Genomic DNA, 24,768 nt, shown 5'->3' with positions numbered 1-24,768 from the left:
CGATCCCCGCTCCGAAAAGCGAATCGACCGCAATCCGATAAAACGAGCACGCCGAATAAGCCCCCACCGTCACGCAGGAATGCGAAAACGATCGGCACGAACCGGAAGTGGTGTTTCAGGGATTGGCCGCCCCGGGACCGTCCACACGTAAGCGTGTCCGGTGCTCCCTGCCGAGCGACTAGGAAACACTACCCCTGTCCGGCGCCGGAGGCAACCCGGTCCCGGGGACGGTCCGGGTGCAGAGTGCCCTGCCCGGCTTCACGTACTCGGCGTTCGGGTGGTCGTTGCCGGTGACCCAGTGGCGGGCGGTGGCCTCGTCGCGGCCACCGTCGCGGTGGCGGCCCAGCAGGCGTTCCTCCCGGACGGCGTCGTCGGTGTGGACGTACCAGAGTTCGCGCAGCAGGCGGCGGGCGTCCGGCCAGGGGGTGTCGGCGGAGGCGAGGTAGTTGCCCTCGGTGATGACGAGGCGGGTGTGCGGGCGGACCACGTGGCGGGCGGCGACCGGCTCGTCCAGGGTGCGGTCGAAGTCCGGGACGTAGATGTCCTGGAAGCGGTCGGCGGCGATGCGGCGCAGCAGGGCGACGTAGCCGTGGGCGTCGAAGGTGGCCGGGGCGCCCTTGCGGTGGGTCAGGTCGAGGCGGTGGAGCTGGGCGCCGGAGAGGTGGAAGCCGTCGAGCGGGACGTAGGCGGCGGTGCCGGCCCCTTCGGCGCGTTCGACCTCGGTGACCAGGTGGCGGGCCAGGGTGGACTTGCCGGCGCCGGGCGGGCCGGCAAGTCCGAGGATCGTACGGGCGTTGCTGCCCGGGCCGCGGAGGAATCCGAGGGCGAGGGCGGTCAGGCGGTCCTCGTTCATGGCCGCACCTTACTCAGCGCGGATCCGTCGCGGGCCGGTCGAGTACGGGCGGGTCCGGTACCGGCCGGTCGGGAACGGGCCGGTCGAGTGCGGGCAGGTCGAGTGCGGGCAGGTCCAGGGTGAGCGTGCCCGCGTCGGCGTCGAGGAGAGCGGGGATCCCGAGCGGGACGGTGAGGGTGGACGGGCAGTGCCCGAAGCCCAGTTCCCAGAGCACCGGTATGCCGAGCCCGCCGAGCCGGTCGAGCATCACCTCGCGGACCCGCTCGGGCCGCCCGCAGCCCTCCCAGGAGCCGAGGGCGATGCCGGCCACGCCGTCCAGGGCGCCGGACCGCAGGAACTGGGTGAGCAGGCGGTCGAGTTGGTACGGGTGCTCGTTCACGTCTTCGAGCACCAGGATGCTGCCCTCGTACGAGGGCCGGGCCGCGGGTGTGCCGCGTTCGGCGGCGAGGACGTGGACGCAGCCTCCGGCGGTGATGCCGCGGGCCCGGCCGGGGACGAGCGGGGCGGCGGTGGGCGAGGTGAGGACCGTGGTGGCGGCGGGGTCGAAGAGGGTGCGGCGGAGGTGTTCGGCGGTGGGGCCGTCGGAGATGAAGGAGGCTCCGGCGGCCAGCGGCCCGTACAGGGTGGCGAGGCCGAGGTGCCGGGCGAACGCCTCGTGCAGGGAGCTGACATCGCTGAAGCCGATGAAGGGCTTGGGCGCGGCGGCGCGCATCGCCGTCCAGTCGAGGAGGTCGACGATGCGGTGCACGCCGTAGCCGCCCCGGGCGCAGATGACGGCGTCGACGGTGGGGTCGAGCCAGGCGTTCCGGAGGTCGGCGGCGCGGTCGGCGTCGGTGCCGGCGAGGTAGCCGAGGGCGGGGTGGGTGTCGAGGACGTGCGGGGCGACGGTGACGCGCAGCCCCCAGGAGCGGAGGATCGCGCAGCCTGCGGTGAGGCGCTCGGGTTCGATCGGGCCGCTGGGGGCGACGACGGCGATGTGGTCGCCGGGGCGCAGGTGCGGCGGTCGGGTCAGCCCCTGGCCGGGCGTGGTCGGGTGCTGGTCCATGGGCCGGGGCCGCCTTTCAAACACGGGAGCGGGACGCGGGCGGGCGCGCTGTGGTCGCGACCGCCCGGTCACGGTATGCCCCCTCGTCATCCGGCCGATGTCTGCGGGGCCCGGCCGGCCTCGCCGGGGCGGGGGCCCTTCAGATCGACCCCATCACCTCCCGGACCTCGGCGAGGGTGGCCTCGGCGACGGCGCCGGCGCGTTCGGCGCCGTCCCGCAGGACCCGGCGCAGGTGGCCCCGGTCGGCGGCGAGTGCGGCTCGGCGGGCGCGCAGCGGGCGGAAGTACTCGTTGACGGACTCGGTGACGGTGCGCTTGAGCACGGCGGCTCCGCCGTCGCCGATCTCCTCGGCGACGGCCTCGGGGGCGCGGTCCTGGCAGAGCGCGGCGAGCTGGAGGAGGCCGGCGACCTCGGGCCGGTTGACCGGGTCGTAGCCGATGCGGCGGTCGGCGTCGGTCCTGGCGCCGCGGATGGTGCGGGCGGTCTCGTCCTCGGAGGCCCCGAGGGCGATGGCGTTGCCGCGGCTCTTGCTCATCTTTCCGCCGTCGGTGCCGAGCAGCATCGGGGCGTCGGAGAGCAGCGCCTGCGGGAGGGGGAAGACGGCGCTGCCGTCGGCGTGCGGGTAGCGGTCGTTGAAACGGCGGGCGACGGTGCGGGCGACTTCGAGGTGGGGCAGCTGGTCCTGGCCGACCGGGACGAGGTCGGCCTTGCAGAACAGGATGTCGGCGGCCTGGTGGACGGGGTAGGTGAACATCAGCCCGCTGACGGCGGACTGGCGGGAGTGCGCGATCTCGTCCTTGACGGTGGGGTTGCGGTTCAGTTCGGCGACGCTGACCAGGCTGAGGAAGGGCAGCAGCAGCTGGTTGAGGGCGGGGACGGCGCTGTGCGCGAAGATCGTGGCCCGCTCGGGGTCGAGTCCGGCCGCGAGGTAGTCGAGCACCAGGTTCTCGGTGTGCTCGGCGAGCCGGTCGGCGAGGTCGCGGTCGGTGATCACCTGGTAGTCGGCGACCACGACGAACATCTCGACGCCCTGGTCGTGCAGGCGGACGCGGTTGTGCAGGGTGCCGAAGTAGTGGCCGAGGTGGAGCGGGCCGGTGGGGCGGTCCCCGGTGAGGACGCGGTGGGAGGCGGGGTCGTCGACGAGGGCGGTGGCAGCGGCCTCGGGAGCGGGAACAGAGGCAGCGGCAGGGGCAGGGGCAGAAACGGTGGCAGCAGCGGCGGCGGCGGTGGGAGCAGCGGCGGCGACGGTCTCGGGGGTCAAGGTCTCTCCTCGGTACGGCGGCGGTGGCGGCCGTCCGGGGCGAGGGGCCCCTCCCGCGGGGAGCGGGAAACGCAACAGGGCCGTCCATCCCGGACGGCCCTGGTCGCGTGGGTGCGGTGGCCGTCCTAGGACGGCCGCCAGTTCAGGCCCACGAAGCGCTTCATGGGCCCAAGGGTAGCGTCAGTCCTCCACCACCAGCGCGGGAGTTTCCTTGCGCAGCGTCTCGCCGCGGAAGAACTCCGGCCGCAGCAGGCCGTAGCAGGTCATCAGCACGGCGCCGAGCAGCAGGATGCCGACGCCGATGACGAACACCGAGCCGATGCCGAGGACGGCGCCGCTGCCGTAGTCGGGGCTCCAGGCGTCGGTGAGGGTCTGGAGGAAGACCCCGCTCAGCAGGACGCCGCCGAGGAGCGGGGCGATGCCCCGGAGCAGCAGGTGGCGCGGGCCGGAGCGCAGCGAGCGGCGGAAGTACCAGACGCAGGCGAAGGCGGTCAGCGCGTAGTAGAAGCAGATCATCAGACCGAGCGCCAGGATGGTGTCCTGGACGACGTTCTCGCTGATCAGGCTCATGCCGACGTAGAACACGGCGGTGGCGATGCCGGCCGCGACGGTCGCGTAACCGGGGGTGCGGAAGCGCGGGTGGACGGCGCCGAAGCGCGGCGGCACGGCGCGATAGGCGCTCATCGCGAGCAGGGTCCGGGCCACCGGGATGAAGGTGGTCTGCAGGCTGGCGGCGGCGCTGGCGACGACGGCCAGGAAGAGCAGGATGCTCCACGGCGAGCCGAGCACCGGGCGGGCGAGCGCGGCGAAGACGTTGTCGGCGGTCTCCGGGTTGCCGAGGCCCGTGCCGGTGGTGCCGACCCCGGCGAACATCTGGGCGGAGATCGCGACCAGCAGGTACGAGCCGACCAGGGTGACCATGGAGATCATCGCGGCGCGGCCGGGGGTCTTGGCGCTGCCGAGGGTCTCCTCGTTCATGGTCAGGCAGGTGTCCCAGCCCCAGTACATGAAGATCGACAGCGACAGCCCGGCGGTGAACGCGCTGAACGAGCTCACCTGGAGCGGGTTGAGCCAGGAGAAGGAGAAGCCGATCGAGTCGGGCAGGTCGCCGGCCGCGGCCTTGCCTATGGCGATCGCCGAGAAGAGCAGCAGCACGGCCAGCTGGAGGCCGACCAGGCTGTACTGGAACCACTTGGTGGCGGTCATCCCCCGGTAGCTCATCGCGGTGGCGGCGGCGATCAGCAGGACCACGGTGAGCAGGTGGACGGCCTTGTTGTCGTCGAGTCCGGTGACCCAGGCGCTGCCGGTCATCTCGCCGAGCATCCGGTAGAGGAAGTCGGTCGCCACCCCGGCCAGGTTGGACAGCACGATGATGGTCGCGACGGTCAGCCCCCAGCCGGCCATCCAGCCGACCCGGGGGCCGAAGGCCTTGACCGTCCAGGTGAAGGACGTGCCGCAGTCCGGGAAGTCCTTGTTGAGCTCCTTGTACGCGAACGCGACGAGCAGCATGGGCAGGAAGCCCGCAAGGAACACCGCGGGCATCTGGACGCCGACCGCGGTGACGGTCGGGCCGAGCGTCGCGGTCAGGCAGTAGACCGGGGCGACCGTCGAGACGCCCAGGACCACACTGCTCAGCAATCCGACGGAGCCGCCCCGTAGCCCCTTGTCCCCCGCTCCCCCAGCCGTCCCCTGGTCGGGGACTCCACCACTGGTGCCACTGACCGGGGCACCCTGCGGAGCGCCGGGCGCCATTGCCCGGCCGCTGCTTGTGTGCTCTGAGAGCTGCTGATCAAACACCAGCGCACTCTAAGTGCGGACACGGAATGTTGAATAGACCAACTCTTGGTGATTTTATGCACTTACGATGACTTTTGACTGCCCCTGGGCTCCCCCGGTGGGGGCGTCCGGTCGGCATCGGGATAGGTTTGCCTCACCTAAGTTCGATCTGCCCCGACCCGACCCACGAAGGAGCGTCGCGTGGCCCCCACCCCCGACGGCCTGGCCCTCGCCACCCGCACCCCGAGCCGCCGCCGGTTCCTCACCGCCGGAATCGCCGGCGGAGCGGTGCTCGGCCTCGGCGGGCTGCTCACCGCCTGCGGAAGCTCCGGCGGATCCGGCGGCGGCGGATCGACCCCCGGCGGCGGCGGCTCCACGCCCGACCAGAAGTCGGTCAAGCAGGGCGGCGACGACTACGCCGGCGTGATCGAGAAGATGAAGACGTTCGGCACCGACGCCGCCCCCGGCGTCTACCCGCGCACCGTCCGGCACGCGATGGGCGAGACCGTCCTCCCGGCCCGACCCACCCGGGTCGTGGTGCTGGACACCGGCGAGCTCGACAACGTCGTCTCGCTCGGCATCCAGCCGGTCGGCGTCGTCCACACCGACGGCTCCAAGACCATGCCGTCCTACCTCAAGGACAAGGCCGGCAGCCCGGCCGCCGTCGGCACCATCAACAGCCTCAACCTGGAGGCCATCGCCGCGCTCAAGCCGGACCTGATCCTCGGCAGCCAGTTGCGCGCCCAGGACCAGTACGCGCAGCTGTCCAAGATCGCGCCGACCGTCTTCTCGATGCGGCCCGGCTACCCCTGGAAGCAGAACTTCCTGCTCAACGCCTGCACGTTCGGCCTGGAGGCCGAGGCCAAGGCGCAGCTCGACGCCTACCAGGCGGCGGCCGCCGCGATCGGCGCCAAGCTCGGCGACAAGCGGCCCACCATCACGCCGCTGCGCTTCATGCCCGGCCGCACCCGGCTCTACGCCGAGCTCTCCTTCATCGGCACCATCCTCACCGACGTGCCGCTGCCGCAGCCCGCGATCGAGCAGGTCAAGGAACTGGCGGTGGAGGTCAGTCCGGAGCAGATCGACAAGGCCGACGCCGACTGGATCTTCTACGGCGTGTACGGCAGCCCCAGCTCGACCAACCAGGACACGGTGCTGGGCGGCGCGCTCTGGAAGACGCTCGGCGCGGTCAAGTCCGGTCAGGCCCGGCCGGTTTCGGACGAGACCTGGTTCCTCGGGCTCGGCGTCATGGCGGCGAACGCGGTGCTCGCCGACCTCAAGGGGTTCGTGGCGCCCGGGAGTTGATCCGGCGCCCCGGGCGGGGTGTCGGGCGGCGGAGTTCGAGGGGCGGGCTTCGAGGGGCGGGCTTCGAGAGGCTTCGAGAGGCATTCGAGGGGCTTCGAAGGGCGGACCGCCGACAGCGGTACGGCGAGCACCGAGACCGTGCGGCGAGTACCGAGAGCGGTGCGGCGAAGCCCTCTTGGTGCTTTCGTGGGGCGTTCCCGGGACACCCTTGGTGATCCCGTGTGATCTCACGATCATCTCGCGGTGGCCCTCACCACACTCCTCGCGACGGACTCCCGGTGGTCTCGCGCACACCATCGGGTCCGACGCTTGGAGCTGGTCGCGCGGTACGGGAGGATCATCGGGACCATCCCCCGAAGGGCCCCGCCGATGACCTCGCTCCACCCCGCTCCGACCGAACCGCCCCTGCCCGGCCCGCCCCGGGACGGTGCCGGATCCTCCCCTCCGCCCGGCACACCCGGGCAACCCGCCACGACCGTCCCGGCCGTCCCGATCTGCTCGATCGCGACCGCCACCGAGACGGGCACCGCCACGCCCGGCTCCTCCGACGGAGCGGGCCACCGGAACTGCGCGACCCGCCACGACTCGGTGCCGCGGCCGCGCGGCCGGAACGACGCGGACGCGCCCGTCCTTCCCGCCGCGGCCCCCGTGGCGTCCACCCCGACGGTGCCTTCCGCGAGCACCGCCGACCACGGTGATCCGACCGCCGACCGCCTGCGGGCCGCTTTCGCCGAGCGGCTGCGCGCCGCCCGTGCCCGGGGCCGCACGGTCGCCGAGCTGGCGGAGGCGTGCCGCCGGCCGGTCGCCGAGGTCCGGGCGCTGCTCGGCGAACCCGCCGGTGACGAACCCACCGGTGACGAACCCACCGGGGACGAGGCGGCTGCGGCGGCTGCGGCTGCTGCAGAGCCGGAGACAGAGGCCGAGGCCGGGTTCGGGTTCGTCCGGTTCACCGCGCCCGCCGCGGCACCGAAGGGCGCCCCGCCCGTCGAAGCCAGGCGACCGGCCCGCGAGCAGCCGAGGCCCCTCGGATCCCGGCGGCCGTCGCCCTCGCGCCGACTGCGCCGGATGCACCCGCAGGCCGCCGCCGGAAGCGGGCAGGAGGCGACCGCACGGGAGACGGCCGCGCCCGACCCGACCCGCTCGGACCTCCGGGGAACCGTCGCCCCGGCGGGTGAACTCGGCGGTGCAACGGGGACGGTGGCAGGCCAGGTGCCGTACGGGACCGACGCCGGTCCCGGTACCGGGACCCCGCCGGCCCCGGGCGTCGCGCCGCCCGGCGAACCGCCGCTCGGCATCCTGATCGGTGGCAGCCCCGGCCAGCCCGAAACCGTCGGCTGGCCGGAGGAGCGGGCACCGGTCCGGGTGGCGGCCGAGCCGATCAGGGTCGGACGCGGCACCAGCCTGGTGGTACTGCCATCCTGGCGCCCCGCCATCGCCGTCTCGGTGTCGACCGAGCAGTTGCTGTCCGCCACCGGGCTCGGCTTCGAGCAACTCGCCGACGCCCGGCTGACGGTGCTGATGAACCCGGGTGCTCTGCACGACCGGGAACTGGAACTGCACGGCTGGCAGCCCGTCCCGGCCTCGCGCGGCCGACGCGGCGGGCACCCGTAGCCGACCGGCGGGCCCGGCTCGGCGGGCGTCGTGCCGCGCCGCTCGGCGCAGCACGGCACGGCACGGCACTGGACGCTCAGCGGGCGCGACCGGTCGGCGTGACCGGTGCGCGGTCGCCGCTGCTCAGCGGACGACCGGGCCGTTCGGGACGTACCCGAGGTCGACCGGCACCGGCGGGCGTCCGTCCACGGCCCAGCCCTGGCGGACGGCGTCCAGCAGTTCCGGCAGCCGGGGCGGCCAGAGCGCGTCGGCGTGCTCGTCGGCGAGGTCGGCCGGGGTCCACCAGCGCCAGTCGAGGATCCGGTCGACGGCGTGCACCGCGCTGACGTCGCCGACCGGGCCTCGGTGCGGTCCGCCGGTGAGGTAGATGTGCTCGTGCTGGCGGACCGGGGTGCCGTGCCAGGTGAAGTCGTGTTCCCAGGTGCAGAGCAGCGGGCCGGGTTCGAGGTCGGACCAGCCGGTCTCCTCCCACAGCTCGCGCCGGGCGCCCTCCCGGGGGGACTCGCCCGGCTCCAGCCCGCCGCCCGGCATGGTCCAGTGGACGCCGACCTCGTCGTTGTCCGAACGGAGCAGGAACACCGAGCCGGTCCCGTCCAGGACCACCGTCCGGGCGGCCTGCCGGGGCACGCGCTTGCGGGATCGCAACAGGTTTCGCATCGGATCACTCTCGCAGCGGCCGTCCGGAGCGTCGAGCGGATTCGCCGCTCCGGCCCTGCGCCCGACGACGGTTCGCGGCCTCCGGGCCTTACCCTGACGGCCATGCCCGTACCCGCGATCATCTTCCCCGCCGATCCGCTCAACCCGCGCCGACCGGATCCGCACTTCGCCTGGGAGGCCCGGCTGCTGCGGGAGTCGGGCGGCGAGCACCACCTGGTCGACCACGACGCGCTGCTCGCCGGGCGGGCCCGGGAGGCGGTCCGACAGGTGCCGCGGGACAGCGGCCCGCTCTGGTACCGGGGTTGGATGCTCCCCTCCGCCCGGTACGCCGGTTTCGCCGCCGCGCTCACCGCCCGCGGCGGCAACCTGCTGACCAGCGCGCCCGGTTACGCGGCGGCGCACGAACTTCCGGGCTGGTACGGCGTGTTCGAGGGTGCGACCCCGGCCAGCGCGTGGATCCCCTCCGACGGGCCGGTGCCGCCCGGGCCGGAGGCGATCGCGGCGGCGGCGGCCCGGATCGGCGGGAGCGGGCCGGCGATCGTCAAGGACTACGTGAAGTCGCGCAAGCACGAGTGGGACGAGGCCTGCTACGTACCCGAGTTGGCCGACCTGGCGGCGGTCGACCGGGTGGTGCGGCGGTTCGTCGAGCTGCAGGGCGAGTTCCTGGCCGGCGGGGTGGTCCTGCGACGGTACGAGGAGTTCGAGCGCGCGGACGGACCTGCGGACGGCGCTCCGGGCGGTGTCGGTGCTCCGGACGGCACCGGCGGCCCGGAGGACGGCGGCGGCCCGGACGGCGTCGAGGGTGGGGCCGAGGCCGACGGGCCGGGCGCCGGCGGGCGGGCCGTGGAGGCGCGGGTGTGGTGGCTGGACGGCAGCCCGGTCCTGGTCGGACCGCACCCGGACGCCCCGCACCTGAGCGTCGAGCCCGACCTCACCGATGTCCGGCCGCTGGTCCGGATGCTCGGCTGCCGCTTCGTCACCACCGACCTCGCCAGCCGGGCCGACGGCTCCGGCTGGCGGGTGGTCGAGGTCGGGGACGGGCAGGTGAGCGAACTGCCGCACGGGATCGACCCGTCGGGGCTGCTCACCTCGCTGATCGCCGCCTGACGGGCTCGGCGCGGTCGGCCCGGCTGACCCGGCCGGCGGGGCGGCCCGGCCGACCGGGCTGAGCGGGCTGAGCGGGCTATCCGGCGGCGACCGCCTCGGCCGTGTCGGCCGTGTCGGCCGTGTCGACCGTCGGGTGGCCGTCCGCGATGAACGCCTGCCAGAGCCGGGCGTAGGTGCCGCCCCGGGCGAGCAGTTCGGTGTGGGTGCCGTCCTCCACCACCCGGCCGTGGTCGAGCACGACCACCCGGTCGGCACGTTCGGCCGTGGTCAGCCGGTGCGCGATGACCAGGGTGGTGCGACCGCCGCTGAGCCGGTCGGCGGCCCGATTGACCACCGCCTCGGTGGCCAGGTCGAGCGCGGCGGTGGCCTCGTCGAGCAGCAGGATGTCCGGGTCGACCAGTTCCGCCCGGGCCAGCGCGATCAGCTGGCGCTGCCCCGCCGAGAGGTTGCGGCCGCGGCCGGCCACCTCGTGCTCGTAACCGCCCGACAGCCGGACGATCATGTCGTGCGCGCCGACCGCACGGGCCGCCGCCTCCACCTCGGCCGCCGAGGCGTCCGGCCGGCCGTACGCGATCGCCTCGCGGACCGTACCCGCGAACAGGTACGCCTCCTGCGGCACCACGCCCAGGCGGTGGCGGTACTGCGCCAGGTCGTAGCGGGCGAGGTCGACACCGTCCACCCGGACGGTGCCCGCCGTCGCGTCGTAGAACCGGGCCACCAGCTTGACCAGCGTCGACTTGCCGGCGCCGGTCTCGCCGACCAGGGCCACCCGCTGCCCGGCCGGGATGTGCAGGTTCACCTCGGTCAGCACGTCCGGGGCACCGTCCGCGCCGCCGTTGTAGGCGAAGCCGACCCCCTCGAAGTCGATCTCGCCGCGCAGCGCCTTGGCCACCGGGACCGGGTCGGCCGCCTCGGCCGTGGTGGTCGGAGTGCGCAGCAGCTCGCGGATCCGGCCCAGGCTCACCGAGGCCTGCTGGTAGCCGTCGAAGATCTGGGACAGCTGGTTGACCGGCGCGAAGAACAGGTCGATGTAGAGCAGGTACGCGACCAGCGCGCCGACCGTCAGCGTCCCCGCGTCGACCCGGGAGGCACCGACGATCAGCACCAGCGCGGCGGCCACGCTGGAGAGGAACTGGACGAACGGGAAGTACAGCGAGATGTACAGCTGCGCGCGGACCCGGGCCTCGCGGTAGGCGACGCCGCGCGCCACGAAGCGGTCGGTGTTGGTGTCCAGGCGGCGGAAGGCCTGGACGATCCGCATGCCGGCCACGTTCTCCTGGAGGTCGGCGTTGACGGTGCTGATCAGGTCACGGGAGCGCTCGTACTGGTCCTTGGACTTCTTGCGGAACACCAGCGTGGCGATCACCAGCAGCGGCAGCACGGCGAAGACCACCAGGGCCAGGCCGGCGTCGATGATCAGCAGCGCGGCGAAGATCCCGACGAAGGTCAGCAGGCTCACCACCGCGGTGACCATGCCGGTCTGCAGGAACGACGTCAGCGAGTCCAGGTCGGTGGTCATCCGGGTCATGATCCGGCCGGTCAGCTCGCGCTCGTAGTAGTCCAGGCCGAGCCGGTTGAGGTGGGCGAAGATCTTGAGCCGGAGCGTGTAGAGGACGCGCTCGCCGGTACGGCCGCTCACCCGGTTCTCGGCGCCCTGCACCAGCCAGTCCAGCAGCACCACGACCAGCGCGGTCAGCGAGGCCACCGCGACACCGGACATCAGGCCCTTGCGGACCCCCTCGTCGATGCCGTGCCGGATCAGCACCGGCAGGACCAGACCGGCCGCCGCGTCCAGGGCGACCAGCAGCAGCGCGACGAGCAGCGGGGTGCGGAAGGAACGGAGCAGGCGGCTCAGGGTGAAGTCGGGGTCGCCGGCCTCGGCCTCGGCGCGGGAGACGGCCGGGGAGTCGTCGGCGGGCGGGAGGGCCGCGACCTTGGCCAGCAGATCGGGGTCGGCGGTGCGGGCGGCCCTGGCCAGGGCGGGGGTGGGGAGGACGGGGGTCGGCTGGGCCGGGGTCGGCTGGGCCGTGGGGGCCTGCCGATCGGCCCGGTTCTCCTGCTCGGGGTGTTCGGGGTGTCCGGCCTGCTCGGGGTGTCCGGCCTGCTCGGGGTGCTCGGGGCGTTCGGCCTGCTCGTTCTCGGGGTGGAGTGCCACCTGCGGCTCGGGGCCGCGGCCGGCCTCCGGGTCGGTGATCAGGGCCCGGTAGCGGGGACATCGGGCTTCGAGTTCCTCGTGCGTCCCGATGTCCAGCAGCCGGCCGTGGTCCAGGACGGCGATCCGGTCCGCGAGCTGGAGGGTCGAGCGGCGGTGCGCGATCAGCAGCGTGGTGCGACCGGTCATCACCGAGCGCAGCGCGTCGTGGATCTCGGCCTCGATCTGCGGGTCCACCGCCGAGGTGGCGTCGTCCAGCAGCAGGATCCGAGGATCGGTGAGGATCGCCCGGGCCAGGGCGATGCGCTGGCGCTGGCCGCCGGAGAGGGTCAGGCCCTGCTCGCCGACCCTGGTCTCGTAGCCGTCCGGGAGCGCGCGGACGAACTCGTCGGCCTGGGCGGCGCGGGCGGCGGCGACGACCTGCTCGTCCGTGGCGTCCGGACGGCCGTAGGCGATGTTGGTGCGGACCGACTCGGAGAAGAGGAAGCTCTCCTCGGGGACGATGCCGACCGTCGCACGGACCGAGTCCAGCGTGAGGTCACGCAGGTCGTGGCCGAAGAGGCGGACGGTACCGGCGGCCGGGTCGTAGAACCGCGGCACCAGCTGGGCCACCGTCGACTTGCCCGAACCGGAGGCGCCGACCAGGGCGAGGGTCTCACCGGGGGCCAGCTTCAGGTCGAGGCCGTGCAGGACGGGGGCCGGGTGCTCGGGGTCGTAGCGGAACTCGACCTGGTCGAACTCCAGGGCGACGTCGGGGGTCCGGGGGCCCACGGTGGCGGGGTGCGGGGCGGCGCCCTGTGCGGTGCCGGCCGGGGCGGTGCCCTGTGCGGTGCCGGCCGGGGCGGTGCCCTGTGCGGTGCCGGCCGAGGCGAGGTCCAGGGTGAGCGCGTCCGGGCGCTCCTGGACCAGCGGTCGCTCGTCGATCAGCTCCAGGACCCGCTCCACACCCGCCCGCGCCTGCTGGCCGACCGTGATGATCATGGTCAGCATCCGCACCGGGCCGGTCATCTGGGCGACATAGGTGGAGAAGGCGACGAAGGTCCCGAGCGTGACCCGGCCGTCCACGGCCAGCCAGCCGCCGAAGGCGAGCACGGCGACCTGGGCGAGGGCCGGAATGGCCTGCATCGCCGGGTTGTAGCGGGCGTTGAGCCGGATCGACCGGAGCCGGGCGGCGAACAGGCCGTGCGAGGCCTGCTCCAGCTTGTCCAGCTCCTGCGCCTCCTGGCCGAAGCCCTTGACCACCCGGACGCCGCCGATCGCTCCGTCCACGACGCCCGCGACGGCGGCCGCCTCCTGCTGGGCGGCCCAGGTCGCGGGGAACAGGCGCTTGCGGCTGAACGCCGAGACCCACCACAGCGCGGGTGCCATCACCAGGGCGACCAGGGTCAGCGGCGGGGACAGCCAGACCATCACGACCAGCGACATGACGAACATCAGCAGGTAGCCGGTCATCATCGGCAGCATCGAGAGCAGACCGTTGACCAGCTGGAGGTCCGAGGTCGCGCGCCCGATCACCTGGCCGGTGTCCAGCCGGTCCTGGCGGTGGCCGTCCAGCCGGCCGAGCGACCGGAACAGGTCGCTGCGCAGGTCGTGCTGGACGTCGAGGGCGAGCCGGCCGCCGTAGTAGCGCCGGACCTGGGTGCAGCCGAAGACCACGGCGGCGGCCAGCAGCATCACCACGGCCCAGGGGGCCAGCGAACGGGTGTGGGTGACGATGACGTCGTCGATGATCAGCTTGGTGACCAGCGGCACCAGCGCGGTGACGGCCATGCCGAGGAGCGAGGCGCCGAACGCCAGCATCAGGTTGCGCCGGGAACGCCAGCTGTAGGCGACCAGGCGCCGCAGCCAGCCGGCGGGCTTGGCGGGCTCATCCGCTCCGCTCGTGCCGCTCGTTCCGCTCGTTCCGGCGGCGTGCTCGCCGACGGGGGCCTCCGGCGCCCGGCCGGGAGCCGGAGGGCCGCTCGGGGATTGCTCCACCGTGGATCCGTGAGTCTCAGGCATATTTAGGGATGCTAACCATTTCATCGGGTGGCCGCCACGGCGTTTTCCGACCCGGATGGGTGCGGCGTGGGCCGGGGCAGCCCGGATCGTCCGGTCCGGCGGACTGGCCAACAGCCCGCGGCCTGCGGAGATTCCCGGTCGAACATCCGCACGGCCGCCGTCGGCCGGCGTCCGACTCCAGGGTCACCCACAACCCGTCGGACGCCCAGCGACCGCGGGCGGGCGGGCGCCGTCCTTTGGACCTAGACCCTTCCAGCTTGCCCGGCCCGGGGCGGGAGCGGGCGGAGACTGGGCGGGCGAGGCCCGGGAACCCGTCCGGCGACGGCCTGGCGCGCGAGGGAAGCACGCCGGGAGAACAGGGGCTCGACGGGGCTCAGTCGCTCGCGGGCGCCGAATCCGCAGGCACCGAATCCGCGGCAGCCGCGTCCGCTGCGGCGGCGAACGCGCCGTGCGCGAGCGCGTGCAGCAGGGCGGCCATGCCGTCGCGCTGAAGACCGGAGCGCTCGCCCTGGCCGGGATTCGGGCCCTGGCCGGGGTTCGAGCCCAGGCCGGGGTTCGAGCCCAGGCTGTGCGGGGTCGAGTTGATCAGGCCGAAGACGGCGTGCACGGCGGCCCGCGCCACCGGCTCGGCGGTGGGGTCGGCCAGTGCCGGGTAGGCCTGCCGGACCACGTCCACCCAGAGTTCGACGTAGCCGCGCTGGAGCCGGCGGACCGTACGGCGGTCCTCCTCCTTGAGGTTCAGCAGCTCGCGGTCGTGCAGGGTGATCAGGTCGCGGTCGCCGAGGGCGAAGTCGACGTGGCCGCCGATCAGCGCGTCCAGTGCGGCGGCCGGGCCGTCGCCGCCCCCCGCCCGGCGGCGCCCCTCCTCCAGCAGGCGCTCGCTGATCCCGATCAGCAGGTCGGCCAGCATCGCGTCCTTGCCGGCGAAGTGGCGGTAGAGCCCGGGCCCGCTGATTCCGACGGCCTTGCCGATCTCGTCCACACCCACGCCCAGGAAGCCCCGGGCGGCGAACAGTCGCGCGGCCTCCCGGCGGATCTGGTCGCGGCGGGGGAGTGCGGAGGCTGCGGGGACGTTCGACATGCCGTCCATCGTAGACAGTGGGGTTATCGGTCGTTAACCTGGGCGACGCAAGTTAACGTTAATTAACGTGGGATTCCATGGGCGCACCGTACCCGGCGCCCGCCTTGGTGCCGAGGGCAAGGGAGCTCTTGGGAATGGTCATCTCAACCGCCGGCGTACCCACCGGCCTCCAGCTCAGCACAGCGAACGGCACAGCGAGCGGCACCGTGACGGCGCCGGGCGCCGTTCCGCCCGGAGCCGCCGCACCGGCGCCCCGGCTCGGCACCTCGGCCGACCCGGGCTCCGCGGCCTACCGCGCCAACACCGAGGCGCACCAGGCCCTGGTCGCCGAACTGCGCGCGAAGCTCGACGCCGCCGCGCTGGGCGGTGGTGCCAAGGCCCGGGCCCGGCACACCGCGCGCGGCAAGCTCCTCCCCCGCGACCGGGTGGACACCCTGCTCGACCCGGCCTCGCCCTTCCTGGAACTGGCCCCGCTGGCCGCCGACGGGATGTACGACGGGGCCGCGCCCGCGGCCGGGGTGATCGCCGGCATCGGCCGGGTCGCCGGACGCGAGGTGGTGGTGGTCGCCAACGACGCCACCGTCAAGGGCGGCACCTACTACCCGATGACGGTGAAGAAGCACCTGCGCGCCCAGGAGGTCGCGCTGGAGAACCGGCTGCCCTGCGTCTACCTGGTGGACTCCGGCGGCGCCTTCCTCCCGATGCAGGACGAGGTCTTCCCGGACCGCGACCACTTCGGCCGGATCTTCTACAACCAGGCCAGGCTCTCCGCCGCGGGCATCCCGCAGATCGCCGCCGTGCTCGGCTCGTGCACGGCCGGCGGCGCCTACGTCCCGGCGATGAGCGACCAGGCCGTGATCGTCCGCAACCAGGGCACGATCTTCCTGGGCGGGCCGCCGCTGGTGAAGGCCGCCACCGGCGAGGTGGTCACCGCCGAGGAACTGGGCGGCGGCGACCTGCACTCCCGCACCTCGGGCGTGACGGACCACCTGGCCGAGGACGACGCCCACGCGCTGTCCATCGTCCGTACGATCGTCGCCGGGCTGGGCCCGCGCGCGGCCAAGCCCTGGCCGCTCTCCCCCGTCGAGCCGCCGGCCGTGGACCCGGCGGGCCTGTACGGGGCCGTCCCGGTCGACCCGCGCACGCCCTACGACGTGCGCGAGGTGATCGCCCGTCTGGTGGACGGCAGCCGCTTCGCCGAGTTCAAGGCGGAGTACGGCTCGACGCTGGTGACCGGCTTCGCCCGGATCCACGGCCACCCCGTCGGCATCGTCGCCAACAACGGCGTGCTGTTCTCCGAGTCGGCCCTCAAGGGCGCCCACTTCATCGAGTTGTGCGACCAGCGCGGCATCCCCCTCCTCTTCCTGCAGAACATCACCGGCTTCATGGTCGGCCGGCAGTACGAGGCGGGCGGCATCGCCAAGAACGGCGCCAAGATGGTCAACGCCGTCGCCTGCACCCGTGTCCCGAAGCTGACCGTGGTGATCGGCGGCTCGTACGGAGCCGGCAACTACTCGATGTGCGGCCGGGCCTACTCACCCCGCTTCCTGTGGATGTGGCCGGGCGCCAAGATCTCCGTGATGGGCGGCGAGCAGGCCGCCTCCGTCCTCGCCACCGTCCGCCGCGACCAGTTGGAGGCGCGCGGCGAGCAGTGGCCGGCCGAGGCGGAGGAGGAGTTCAAGCGCCCCGTCCGCGAGCAGTACGAGCACCAGGGCAGCGCCTACTACGCCTCCGCCCGGCTCTGGGACGACGGCGTGATCGACCCGATGGACACCCGTACCGCCGTCGGCCTCGCGCTCACCGCCTGCGCGAACGCCCCGTTGGCGCCGCCCGCCCCGTACGGCGTCTTCCGCATGTGACCGCGCACCGGCGCGTTCCCGTGCCCGTGCTCCCTCCCTTCCGGGTGTGACGTCCACGGCGCCGGTCCGGTCCCGGGCCGGCGCCCGACTGCCCACCGCCACCTCCTTCGTACGGCTCCCCTCGACCCGGAGGAACGCCTCCCATGTTCGACACAGTTCTGGTCGCCAACCGCGGCGAGATCGCCCTCCGGGTGATCCGCACCCTGCGGCGGCTCGGCGTCCGTTCGGTCGCCGTGTTCAGCGACGCGGACGCCGACGCCCCGCACGTCCGCGAAGCGGATGTCGCGGTCCGGCTCGGCCCGGCCGACCGCAGCGACAGTTCGGCGGCCGAGACCTACCTGCGGGCCGACCGGATCCTGGCCGCCGCCCGCCGCACCGGCGCCCAGGCCGTCCACCCCGGCTACGGCTTCCTCGCCGAGAACCCCGGCTTCGCCCGCGCCTGCGCCGACGCGGGCCTCGTCTTCATCGGACCACCTCCCGGTGCGGTCGAGTTGATGGGCGACAAGATCAACGCCAAGGAGGCCGTCCGGGCCGCCGGCGTCCCGGTGGTGCCCGGCAGCCAGGCCGCCGCGCCCACCGACGAGGACCTGGTCGCCGCCGCCGACGGGATCGGCTACCCCGTGCTGCTCAAGCCGTCCGCCGGCGGCGGCGGCAAGGGCATGCGCCTCGTGCGGGACCGGGCCGACCTGCCCACCGAGATCGCCGCCGCCCGCCGCGTCGCCCGCACCGCGTTCGGTGACGACACCCTGCTGCTGGAGCGCTGGGTCGACCGGCCGCGCCACATCGAGGTGCAGGTGCTGGCCGACGCCCACGGCACCACCGTCCACCTCGGCGAGCGCGAGTGCAGCCTCCAGCGCCGCCACCAGAAACTGATCGAAGAAGCTCCCTCCGTTCTCCTCAATGCCGAGACCCGCGCCGCGATGGGCGCCGCGGCCGTCCGCGCCGCGGAGTCCTGCGGCTACACCGGGGCCGGCACCGTGGAGTTCATCGTCCCCGGCATCGACCCGGACGCCCCCGCCCCCGCCGCCGCCGAGGGGGTGCGGGACTTCTTCTTCATGGAGATGAACACCCGTCTCCAGGTGGAACACCCCGTCACCGAGCTCGCCGTCGCCGTCGGCGCCGACTCGGCCCGGCTCGACCTGGTCGAGTGGCAGCTGCGCGTCGCCGCCGGTGAACCGCTCACCTTCACCCAGTCCGACATCTCCTTCCTGGGTCACGCCATCGAGGCCCGTATCTGCGCCGAGGACCCGGAACGGGACTTCCTGCCCACCGGCGGCCGCATCCTCACCCTGGACGAGCCCCGGGGCGAGGGCATCCGCGTCGACTCCGGGGTCGCGCCCGGAACCGTCGTCACCAGCGCCTACGACCCCATGCTCGCCAAGGTCATCGCGTACGGGCCCGACCGCCCGACCGCGCTGCGCCGCCTGCGCGCCGCACTGGCCGACACCCGCATCCTGGGCGTCACCACCAACACCGGCTTCCTGCGCCGACTCCTCGCACACCCCGAGGTCGTCGCCGGCCGACTGGACACCGGTCTGGTGGAGCAGACCGCCCAGCAGCAGCCGGCCCTGCTCGCCTCGCGGTACTCCCCCGGCAACGCGACCGCACCGGCCGACCCCACGACGCCCGCCCGCCCCGGGAACGGGACCGACGCCGCTGCGGCCGAACCGCCGTCGCCCACCCACCTCCTCTACTACGCAGCCGCGCTGGCACGGCACCTGGCACTCACCCCGGCCGCCGCCCCCGGCGACTGGACCGACCCGTTCTCCCTTCCCTCCGGCTGGCGCCTGGGCGGCGCCCCCGCCTGGACCACCCACCGACTCCGTACCCCCGGCCAGGACCCGGTGTCGGTGCGCATCCGTTCGATCACTGCGGGCAACGTAGCCGATGCCACTGACAATTCCGCCGGGCCCGCCCGCGACGTGGAGCTCCGGCTCGACGGCGGACCGGCGCACCGGGCCCGCGCGGCCCTGGCCGGCGACCGGCTGCACCTGACCCTCGACGGCCTGCGGACCACGTTCTCGCTGGCCACCGACGCCACCCCCGGCCTCGCCGCCGGTCCGGTGACCTGGCTCGGCATCGAGGGCGACGCCTGGCCGCTGCACGCCTACGACCCGGTGGTCGAGAGCGCCGCCGGGACCGCCGCGCACCACGGCGCCCTGACCGCGCCGATGCCCGGCACCGTCACCGTCGTCAAGACCACGGCGGGCGAGACGGTCCGCAAGGGCCAGCCCCTGCTCGTGCTGGAGGCCATGAAGATGGAACACGTGATCGCCGCACCGCACGACGGCGTGGTGGCCGAACTGCGGGCCACCGCCGGCGCCACCGTCGCGATGGAGGACCTGCTGGTCGTGGTCACCCCCGTCGAGGAGGCCGCCGAACCGGCCGACGCCCCGGCCGAGCCCGCGGAGGTGCGGTCGTGACCGCCGCCGACCCCACCGCCGCCGCCCGCACCCCCGACGCCGCCCCCGCCCGTGAGCCCGACGCCCTCGACCTGGGCCTGCCCGAGCCCGTCCGCGCCCCCGGCCTGCCCGAGGAGGTCCGGATCCACGAGGTCGGGCCGCGCGACGGGCTGCAGAACGAGGGCTCCCTGGTGCCGGTCGAGGTCAAGGCCGAGTTCATCGCCCGGCTCGCGGCCGCCGGCCTGCGCACCGTCGAGGCCACCAGCTTCGTCCACCCGAAATGGGTGCCGCAGCTGGCCGACGCCGAGGAGCTGATGCCCCGGCTCGCCGGCCTGCCGGAGCGCCACCCCGGCCTGCGGCTGCCGGTGCTGGTGCCCAACGAGCGCGGCCTGGACCGCGCGCTCGCCCACCGCGCCGGCGACATCGCGGTGTTCGCCAGCGCCACCGAGACCTTCGCCCGCCGCAACCTCAACCGCTCGGCGGACGAGGCCATGGCGATGTTCCGCCCGGTCGTGACGCGGGCCGCCGAGGCCGGGATCACGGTCCGCGGCTACCTCTCGATGTGCTTCGGCGACCCGTGGGAAGGCCCCGTACCGGTCCCCCAGGTGGTCCGGTACGGCGTGCGACTGCTGGAGATGGGCTGCTCCGAGCTGAGCCTCGGCGACACCATCGGCGTGGCCACCCCGGGCCAGGTCGGCGCCCTGCTGACGGGCTTCGCCCGGGCCGGGGTGCCGGCCGACCGGCTCGCCGTGCACTTCCACGACACCTACGGCCAGGCGCTCAGCAACACCCTGGCCGCACTGCGCGAGGGCGTCGCCACGGTGGACGCCTCGGCGGGCGGCCTGGGCGGCTGCCCGTACGCGAAGAGCGCCACCGGCAACCTGGCCACCGAGGACCTGGTCTGGATGCTGCACGGGCTCGGCGTCAGGACCGGCGTCGACCTGCGCGCCCTGGTCGCGACCAGCGGCTGGATGGCCGAGCGCCTGGGCCGCCCGAGCCCCTCCCGCACCGTCCAGGCGCTGCTCGGCTCCGCCCGGGGCTGACCCCGCCCCGCACCGGCCCCGCGTCGGCCGCGTCGGCCGTGCCGCCCCGCGCGGTCCGGCCGGCGTCGCGCCCCACGTTCGGCCACCGCGTTCGTCCCACAACCGCACCGTACGACTGTCGGACCGGCAGACCGACGCCGGCCGCCCTGCCCCCGCCCGCGGCGACCCCGCCGGGCACCAGGAGGTTCACCATGCTCGACCACCGACTCAGCAGCGAGTACGAGGAACTGCGGCGCACCGTCGCCGAATTCGCCCAGGACGTGGTGGCGCCGAAGATCGGCGGGTACTACGAGCGGGAGGAGTTCCCCTACGAGATCGTCCGCGAGATGGGGCGGATGGGCCTCTTCGGCCTGCCCTTCCCGGAGGAGTACGGCGGCATGGGCGGCGACTACCTCGCCCTCGGCCTCGTCCTGGAGGAGCTCGCCCGCGTCGACTCCTCGGTGGCGATCACGCTGGAGGCCGCGGTCTCGCTCGGCGCGATGCCCATCCACCGCTTCGGCACGGAGGAGCAGAAGCGCGAGTGGCTGCCCCGGCTGACCTCGGGCGAACTCCTCGGCGCCTTCGGCCTCACCGAGCCGGAGGGCGGCTCGGACGCCGGGGCCACCCGCACCACCGCGCGGTACGACGAGGCCACCGACGAGTGGGTCATCAACGGGACCAAGTGCTTCATCACCAACTCCGGCACCGACATCACCGGTCTGGTCACCGTCACCGCGCTCACCGAACCGATCGCTCGTTCGAGTGAAGAAGGCGAATTCCGCTCGCCCGCACGGGAGATCTCCTCCATCATCGTGCCCACCGGGACCCCCGGCTTCCAGGTCTCGAAGAAGTACTCGAAGGTCGGGTGGAACGCATCCGACACCCGCGAACTGTCCTTTACCGACTGCCGCGTCCCCGCGGCCAACCTGCTGGGCGAGCGTGGCCGAGGCTACGCCCAGTTCCTGCGGATCCTCGACGAGGGCCGCATCGCGATCGCCGCCCTGGCCACCGGCCTGTCCCAGGGGTGCGTCGACGAATCCGTGAAGTACGCCGGCGAGCGCCGGGCCTTCGGCCGGCTCATCGGCGCCAACCAGGCCATCCAGTTCAAGCTTGCCGACATGGAGCTGCGCGCCCACACCTCCCGCCTGGCCTGGCGGGACGCCGCCTCCCGGATGCTGCACGGCGAACCGTTCAAGAAGGAGGCCGCGATCGCGAAGCTGTACTCGTCCGAGGCTGCCGTCGACAACGCCCGCGAGGCGACCCAGATCCACGGCGGGTACGGCTTCATGAACGAATTCCCGGTCGCCCGCTTCTGGCGCGACAGCAAGATCCTGGAGATCGGGGAGGGCACGTCGGAGGTTCAGCGCATGCTCATCGCCCGGGAGCTCGGCGTCACCTCGTGACGGCAGGGCCGTGACGACGACGCGGTGACGGCACGGCCGTGACGGCACCGTGGACGGAACGGCCCCTGCGGTCGCGTCCCGCGTCGAGCCCACCGGGTCAACGTCCCCCTCCTCAACCGGTGTTGAGGAGCGGGACCTGGCGAAGGAGTCCGAAGCGGGAGGAGGACACCGCGGGCAGAGACGAGCGGACGATCCCTCAGGGGATCACGATCACCGGACGGTTGGCCCGCCGCGCCAGCCGACCGGAGACCGAACCGAAGATCTTGCCGAGCAGGCCATGCGTCGTGCCGACGACGATCGCGTCGGCCGCGTACTCACGGCCGACCTCCTCGATCTCGTGGCAGATGTCCCCGCCGCGCTCGATCAGGATCCACGGCACCCCGGCGAGGAAGTCCGCGCAGGCGAGCTCCAGGCCGAGGACCTCGGTCCGGTGGTCGGGGAGGTCCACGAAGACGGGCGGTTCGCAGCCGGCCCAGACCGTCGCGGGCAGCCGGTTGGCGACGTGCACGATCACCAGGCCGCACTGCGAACGACGTGCCATGCCGACCGCGTAGGCGAGGGCGCGCTCGCTCGACAGCGAACCGTCGAAACCGACCACCACGCCGTGCTGGAAGGTCGGGTCGAGGGCCGGGGCGGCCGCGTCCTGTGCCGACGACTCGGTGTACCCGCCGAACCCGCCGGCAGCTCCCGAGGCCGCCTCCGGGCGTTCGGCACCCGGACCCAGGCGGCCCGTCACCGGGGACCCCGCCGGGTCGGCCGGGGGCTCGCCTCGCCGCGGGCGGGGCCCTGGGCGGTCACGGCGGGAGGACAGGCTGCCGCGCCGGGCGAGGCCGCGCAGGACGCGTCCGAGGCCCTGGGCGCCGTCGCTCCCGGGGTCGGGCTCGGCTGACCGGGCCGCCTCGACGTCGCCGGTCCGCTCGTCGCCGGGCCGGTCGTTGCCGGGCCGCTCATGGCCGGACCGCTCATGGCCGGACCGCTCGCTGCCGGAGCGCCGGCGGCCGACCGGCTCGGTCCGACCGGGCGGGACGCGCCCGGTCGGCTCGGCGTGCGCAGTGCGGGACACGTCACCGGGTGCGCCGACGGGTGCGTCGGCGGGCCCGACGGCAGGCCCGTCCGCGTGGCCGTCGGCGTGATCGTCCACGCGCCCGTCGGCGTGCCCGTCCGCGTGCCCGTTCGTGCGAACGCCCTCACGGGTGTCCGCACGCCCGTCCGTACCGTCGTCGGGGCGGCCGGAAGCACGCCCGTCGGCCGGGTCGAGGTTCGTACGGACGCCGTCTCCCCCGGTCGCTGAACCCGCGCTGCGGGGTGTATCCGGTTCGACCGGTCGGGGAGGCTCAAAACCAGCCATGGCTCACGGCTCTTCGATGGAGAGGGGCCGACAGGAGAGGACATCGCTGCCCGGGCAGCAGGCCCGCCCACGGGATGACGTCGGTCTGCGACGCGCAGCACCGTATGTGACCTGTTCCTTTCAGAGTACGACGGGCACGGGGCCGAGCCCAGCGGCGAAGCCCCCGAGCGACGTTGTTCCCGCGAAAGGAGGATGCGCCCGCCGTGGCAGTGCGCCCCGCCCGCAGGCGATCGCGCCCCCTCCGGAAAAGAGGTTCTATGGAGCTTGACTGAGCGGACGGGGCGGCGCAACAGGCCCCCGGGACACCGTGACCGGACTGTCATTGATCGGCGACGATCAGTTGCGACACGTCGCGAACCGTTACGCCCCGCCGGTCACTCCCGACCTCGCGCGGCCCGCCCGTACCCGGCCCGGCGGCACCCGGTCACACCGCCCCGACGCACCGCCCGGACGCACCGCCGCGACCCGGCCCGACACGGCCCGCGCGGGATCCGTACGCCGACTGCCGGAGGCCGATTCGGCCACTTCGTACGGCTTCGCGACGCGCTCTGGCATTTGCCACGTGCATAGGCGCGGGCGCTGGCACCATGCTCGGCATGCCCCTGCTCCTGTTCGACCTCGACAACACGCTGCTCCCCCGGGACGCCGCCTTCCGGTCCTGGGCGCAGGACTTCCTGTCCGACCACGACCTGCCGCCCGGCGACCTCGACTGGTTCGTCACCCTCGACGGCGGCGGTTACGTGCCGCGCAGCACCGTACTGTCCGCGATCCGGCGCCGCTACGGCCTGGACGCCTCCGCCGACTTCCTGCTCGCGCACTACCGACGCGGCATCAACTCCCACATCCACTGCCCGACCCGCCACATCGATGCGCTGCGGGCCGCGCGGGCGGCCGGGTGGACGCTCGGGATCGTCAGCAACGGCGGCACCCGGCCGCAGTTGGAGAAGATCCGGCGCACCGGGCTGAGCCCGCTGGTCGACGGCTGGGTCATCTCCGAGGAGGCCGACTGCGTCAAACCGGACCCGCTGATCTTCGAGATGGCCGCGCAGCGGTGCGGCATCGCGCCCACCGGGGACTGGGCCGCGCACACCTGGATGATCGGGGACCACGCGCCCGCCGACATCGCCGGTGCCGAACTGACCGGGCTGCGCAGCGTCTGGCTGCACCACGGCCGGCCGTGGGCGGAGCCCGGCTACCGGCCGACGCTGAAGGCGGGCGGGCTGCCGGAGGCCGTCGGCCAGGTGCTCGCCGCGTGCAACGCGCCGTCGGCCCGGCCGGGGATCAGGGCCGGCGGACCGGTCCGGCGGGGCACCGTCGGGGCGCGGGCGGAGGCGGCGGCACCGCCCGGCACGCGGTCCGGCGCGGCCTCGGGGCAGCGGTCCGGCACACGGCCCGGCGCGCGCCCGGCGACGGCCGCCCCGGACGGCCCGAGTGCACCCGTTCCCGCGAACGCCGGGGCGGGCGGTGTGCCGGTCGGCGCGTCGGGTGCCGGGACCGGATCCGGTGTCCGAAACCGATCCGGCGGGTTTGCCGTGATCGCCGACGCCGGCACGGACTCGGGGGCGGTCTCCGGGGCCCGGGCGGGTATCGGGCCGGAAACGGGTACGGACGGCCGCAGGCGCGCCCCGGTCGTGCGCCCGGTACCCGTTCGTCCGACGCCCCTGCGCACCGTGGCCGACGGCGCCGCCCCCGGCCGGACCGTCGTCGCTGCGGAGCCCTCCCCGATGACCTCCCCCATGTCCTCCCCGATGGCCTCCCCGGCAGCCGCCCGGGCGGCCTCCCCGACGGCCGCCGCCGCGACCGCTCCGCCGGTCACCACGACCGCGCTCGCGGCCGGGCAGTAGCGGCGCGGCAACGACCGTCGTCCACCGGTCGGCCGGTCAGC

General features: G+C 74.0%; 16 protein-coding genes. 8 read left to right on the top strand and 8 right to left on the bottom strand.

What is annotated here, in order from left to right:
* Nucleotides 1-178: 178 nt before the first annotated feature.
* The 4 genes from ACFQ6N_RS30765 to ACFQ6N_RS30750 all read right to left on the bottom strand — a co-directional run bounded on the left by ACFQ6N_RS30765 (nt 179) and on the right by ACFQ6N_RS30750 (nt 4,911).
* The gene (locus tag ACFQ6N_RS30765; RefSeq protein WP_380656051.1) at nt 179-853 is read right to left on the bottom strand and encodes a nucleoside/nucleotide kinase family protein; all 675 of its coding nucleotides are present in this window, start codon (nt 851-853) and stop codon (nt 179-181) included.
* Between the two features lie 13 nt (nt 854-866).
* Nucleotides 867-1,898, bottom strand: a complete 1,032-nt coding sequence (locus ACFQ6N_RS30760) for an LD-carboxypeptidase (RefSeq protein WP_380656048.1) — start codon at nt 1,896-1,898, stop codon at nt 867-869.
* A 139-nt stretch (nt 1,899-2,037) separates the two neighbouring features.
* Nucleotides 2,038-3,159 (bottom strand): tryptophan--tRNA ligase, encoded by a 1,122-nt coding sequence (gene trpS, locus ACFQ6N_RS30755; protein WP_380656045.1) that lies wholly within the window; start codon nt 3,157-3,159, stop codon nt 2,038-2,040.
* Between the two features lie 180 nt (nt 3,160-3,339).
* Nucleotides 3,340-4,911: an APC family permease gene (locus ACFQ6N_RS30750; RefSeq protein WP_380656059.1), complete on the bottom strand. Its 1,572-nt coding sequence runs from the start codon at nt 4,909-4,911 to the stop codon at nt 3,340-3,342.
* A gap of 225 nt (nt 4,912-5,136) precedes the next feature.
* Here ACFQ6N_RS30750 and ACFQ6N_RS30745 point away from each other — a divergent pair, with 225 nt between their 5' ends.
* Both ACFQ6N_RS30745 and ACFQ6N_RS30740 read left to right on the top strand, forming a co-directional pair.
* Complete coding sequence (locus ACFQ6N_RS30745) at nt 5,137-6,240, top strand: ABC transporter substrate-binding protein (protein ID WP_380656042.1); 1,104 nt, start codon at nt 5,137-5,139, stop codon at nt 6,238-6,240.
* A gap of 369 nt (nt 6,241-6,609) precedes the next feature.
* On the top strand, nt 6,610-7,851 hold the full coding sequence (locus ACFQ6N_RS30740) for a hypothetical protein (RefSeq protein ID WP_380656039.1): 1,242 nt from the start codon (nt 6,610-6,612) through the stop codon (nt 7,849-7,851).
* 123 nt (nt 7,852-7,974) lie between these two features.
* Here ACFQ6N_RS30740 and ACFQ6N_RS30735 read toward each other — a convergent pair whose 3' ends face one another.
* Entirely contained in the window at nt 7,975-8,508 is a 534-nt protein-coding gene (locus tag ACFQ6N_RS30735; RefSeq protein ID WP_380656036.1) for an NUDIX hydrolase, read from the bottom strand.
* A 102-nt stretch (nt 8,509-8,610) separates the two neighbouring features.
* Between ACFQ6N_RS30735 and ACFQ6N_RS30730 the strand changes: the two genes are divergently transcribed.
* Nucleotides 8,611-9,615: an ATP-grasp domain-containing protein gene (locus tag ACFQ6N_RS30730; RefSeq protein ID WP_380656034.1), complete on the top strand. Its 1,005-nt coding sequence runs from the start codon at nt 8,611-8,613 to the stop codon at nt 9,613-9,615.
* 76 nt (nt 9,616-9,691) lie between these two features.
* Here the strand turns inward: ACFQ6N_RS30730 and ACFQ6N_RS30725 are convergent, their stop codons facing one another.
* The gene (locus tag ACFQ6N_RS30725) at nt 9,692-13,768 is read right to left on the bottom strand and encodes an ABC transporter transmembrane domain-containing protein (RefSeq protein ID WP_380656031.1); all 4,077 of its coding nucleotides are present in this window, start codon (nt 13,766-13,768) and stop codon (nt 9,692-9,694) included.
* 373 nt (nt 13,769-14,141) lie between these two features.
* Nucleotides 14,142-14,849 (bottom strand): TetR/AcrR family transcriptional regulator, encoded by a 708-nt coding sequence (locus ACFQ6N_RS30720; protein WP_380656028.1) that lies wholly within the window; start codon nt 14,847-14,849, stop codon nt 14,142-14,144.
* 134 nt (nt 14,850-14,983) lie between these two features.
* On the opposite strand from ACFQ6N_RS30720, the gene ACFQ6N_RS30715 reads away from it, so the two are divergent.
* From ACFQ6N_RS30715 to ACFQ6N_RS30700, 4 genes are all read left to right on the top strand, one after another.
* Nucleotides 14,984-16,708: a carboxyl transferase domain-containing protein gene (locus ACFQ6N_RS30715; protein ID WP_380656025.1), complete on the top strand. Its 1,725-nt coding sequence runs from the start codon at nt 14,984-14,986 to the stop codon at nt 16,706-16,708.
* A gap of 143 nt (nt 16,709-16,851) precedes the next feature.
* Nucleotides 16,852-19,131: an acetyl/propionyl/methylcrotonyl-CoA carboxylase subunit alpha gene (locus ACFQ6N_RS30710; RefSeq protein ID WP_380656023.1), complete on the top strand. Its 2,280-nt coding sequence runs from the start codon at nt 16,852-16,854 to the stop codon at nt 19,129-19,131.
* A gap of 71 nt (nt 19,132-19,202) precedes the next feature.
* Nucleotides 19,203-20,153, top strand: a complete 951-nt coding sequence (locus ACFQ6N_RS30705) for a hydroxymethylglutaryl-CoA lyase (RefSeq protein WP_380656056.1) — start codon at nt 19,203-19,205, stop codon at nt 20,151-20,153.
* A gap of 191 nt (nt 20,154-20,344) precedes the next feature.
* Nucleotides 20,345-21,535, top strand: a complete 1,191-nt coding sequence (locus ACFQ6N_RS30700) for an acyl-CoA dehydrogenase family protein (protein ID WP_380656020.1) — start codon at nt 20,345-20,347, stop codon at nt 21,533-21,535.
* Between the two features lie 196 nt (nt 21,536-21,731).
* Here ACFQ6N_RS30700 and ACFQ6N_RS30695 read toward each other — a convergent pair whose 3' ends face one another.
* Nucleotides 21,732-22,259: a universal stress protein gene (locus ACFQ6N_RS30695; RefSeq protein ID WP_380656053.1), complete on the bottom strand. Its 528-nt coding sequence runs from the start codon at nt 22,257-22,259 to the stop codon at nt 21,732-21,734.
* Between the two features lie 1,220 nt (nt 22,260-23,479).
* Here ACFQ6N_RS30695 and ACFQ6N_RS30690 point away from each other — a divergent pair.
* Nucleotides 23,480-24,727, top strand: a complete 1,248-nt coding sequence (locus tag ACFQ6N_RS30690; protein ID WP_380656017.1) for an HAD family hydrolase — start codon at nt 23,480-23,482, stop codon at nt 24,725-24,727.
* Nucleotides 24,728-24,768 lie beyond the last annotated feature (41 nt).

Source organism: Kitasatospora sp. NPDC056446 (assembly GCF_042796115.1).
Lineage (GTDB): Bacteria > Actinomycetota > Actinomycetes > Streptomycetales > Streptomycetaceae > Kitasatospora.
Note: the sequence above shows the minus strand (reverse complement) of the source record. Positions and strands in the feature narration are given on the sequence as shown.

What these genes read in the sequence shown, in the direction of transcription:
- ACFQ6N_RS30690 (WP_380656017.1), top strand. Translation starts at nt 23,480, where the DNA reads ATGCCCCTGCTCCTGTTCGACCTCGACAACACGCTGCTCCCCCGGGAC.
- ACFQ6N_RS30720 (WP_380656028.1), bottom strand. Translation starts at nt 14,849, where the DNA reads ATGTCGAACGTCCCCGCAGCCTCCGCACTCCCCCGCCGCGACCAGATC.
- ACFQ6N_RS30735 (WP_380656036.1), bottom strand. Translation starts at nt 8,508, where the DNA reads ATGCGAAACCTGTTGCGATCCCGCAAGCGCGTGCCCCGGCAGGCCGCC.
- ACFQ6N_RS30740 (WP_380656039.1), top strand. Translation starts at nt 6,610, where the DNA reads ATGACCTCGCTCCACCCCGCTCCGACCGAACCGCCCCTGCCCGGCCCG.
- ACFQ6N_RS30760 (WP_380656048.1), bottom strand. Translation starts at nt 1,898, where the DNA reads ATGGACCAGCACCCGACCACGCCCGGCCAGGGGCTGACCCGACCGCCG.
- ACFQ6N_RS30700 (WP_380656020.1), top strand. Translation starts at nt 20,345, where the DNA reads ATGCTCGACCACCGACTCAGCAGCGAGTACGAGGAACTGCGGCGCACC.
- ACFQ6N_RS30730 (WP_380656034.1), top strand. Translation starts at nt 8,611, where the DNA reads ATGCCCGTACCCGCGATCATCTTCCCCGCCGATCCGCTCAACCCGCGC.
- ACFQ6N_RS30765 (WP_380656051.1), bottom strand. Translation starts at nt 853, where the DNA reads ATGAACGAGGACCGCCTGACCGCCCTCGCCCTCGGATTCCTCCGCGGC.
- ACFQ6N_RS30725 (WP_380656031.1), bottom strand. Translation starts at nt 13,768, where the DNA reads ATGCCTGAGACTCACGGATCCACGGTGGAGCAATCCCCGAGCGGCCCT.
- ACFQ6N_RS30715 (WP_380656025.1), top strand. Translation starts at nt 14,984, where the DNA reads ATGGTCATCTCAACCGCCGGCGTACCCACCGGCCTCCAGCTCAGCACA.
- ACFQ6N_RS30750 (WP_380656059.1), bottom strand. Translation starts at nt 4,911, where the DNA reads ATGGCGCCCGGCGCTCCGCAGGGTGCCCCGGTCAGTGGCACCAGTGGT.
- ACFQ6N_RS30710 (WP_380656023.1), top strand. Translation starts at nt 16,852, where the DNA reads ATGTTCGACACAGTTCTGGTCGCCAACCGCGGCGAGATCGCCCTCCGG.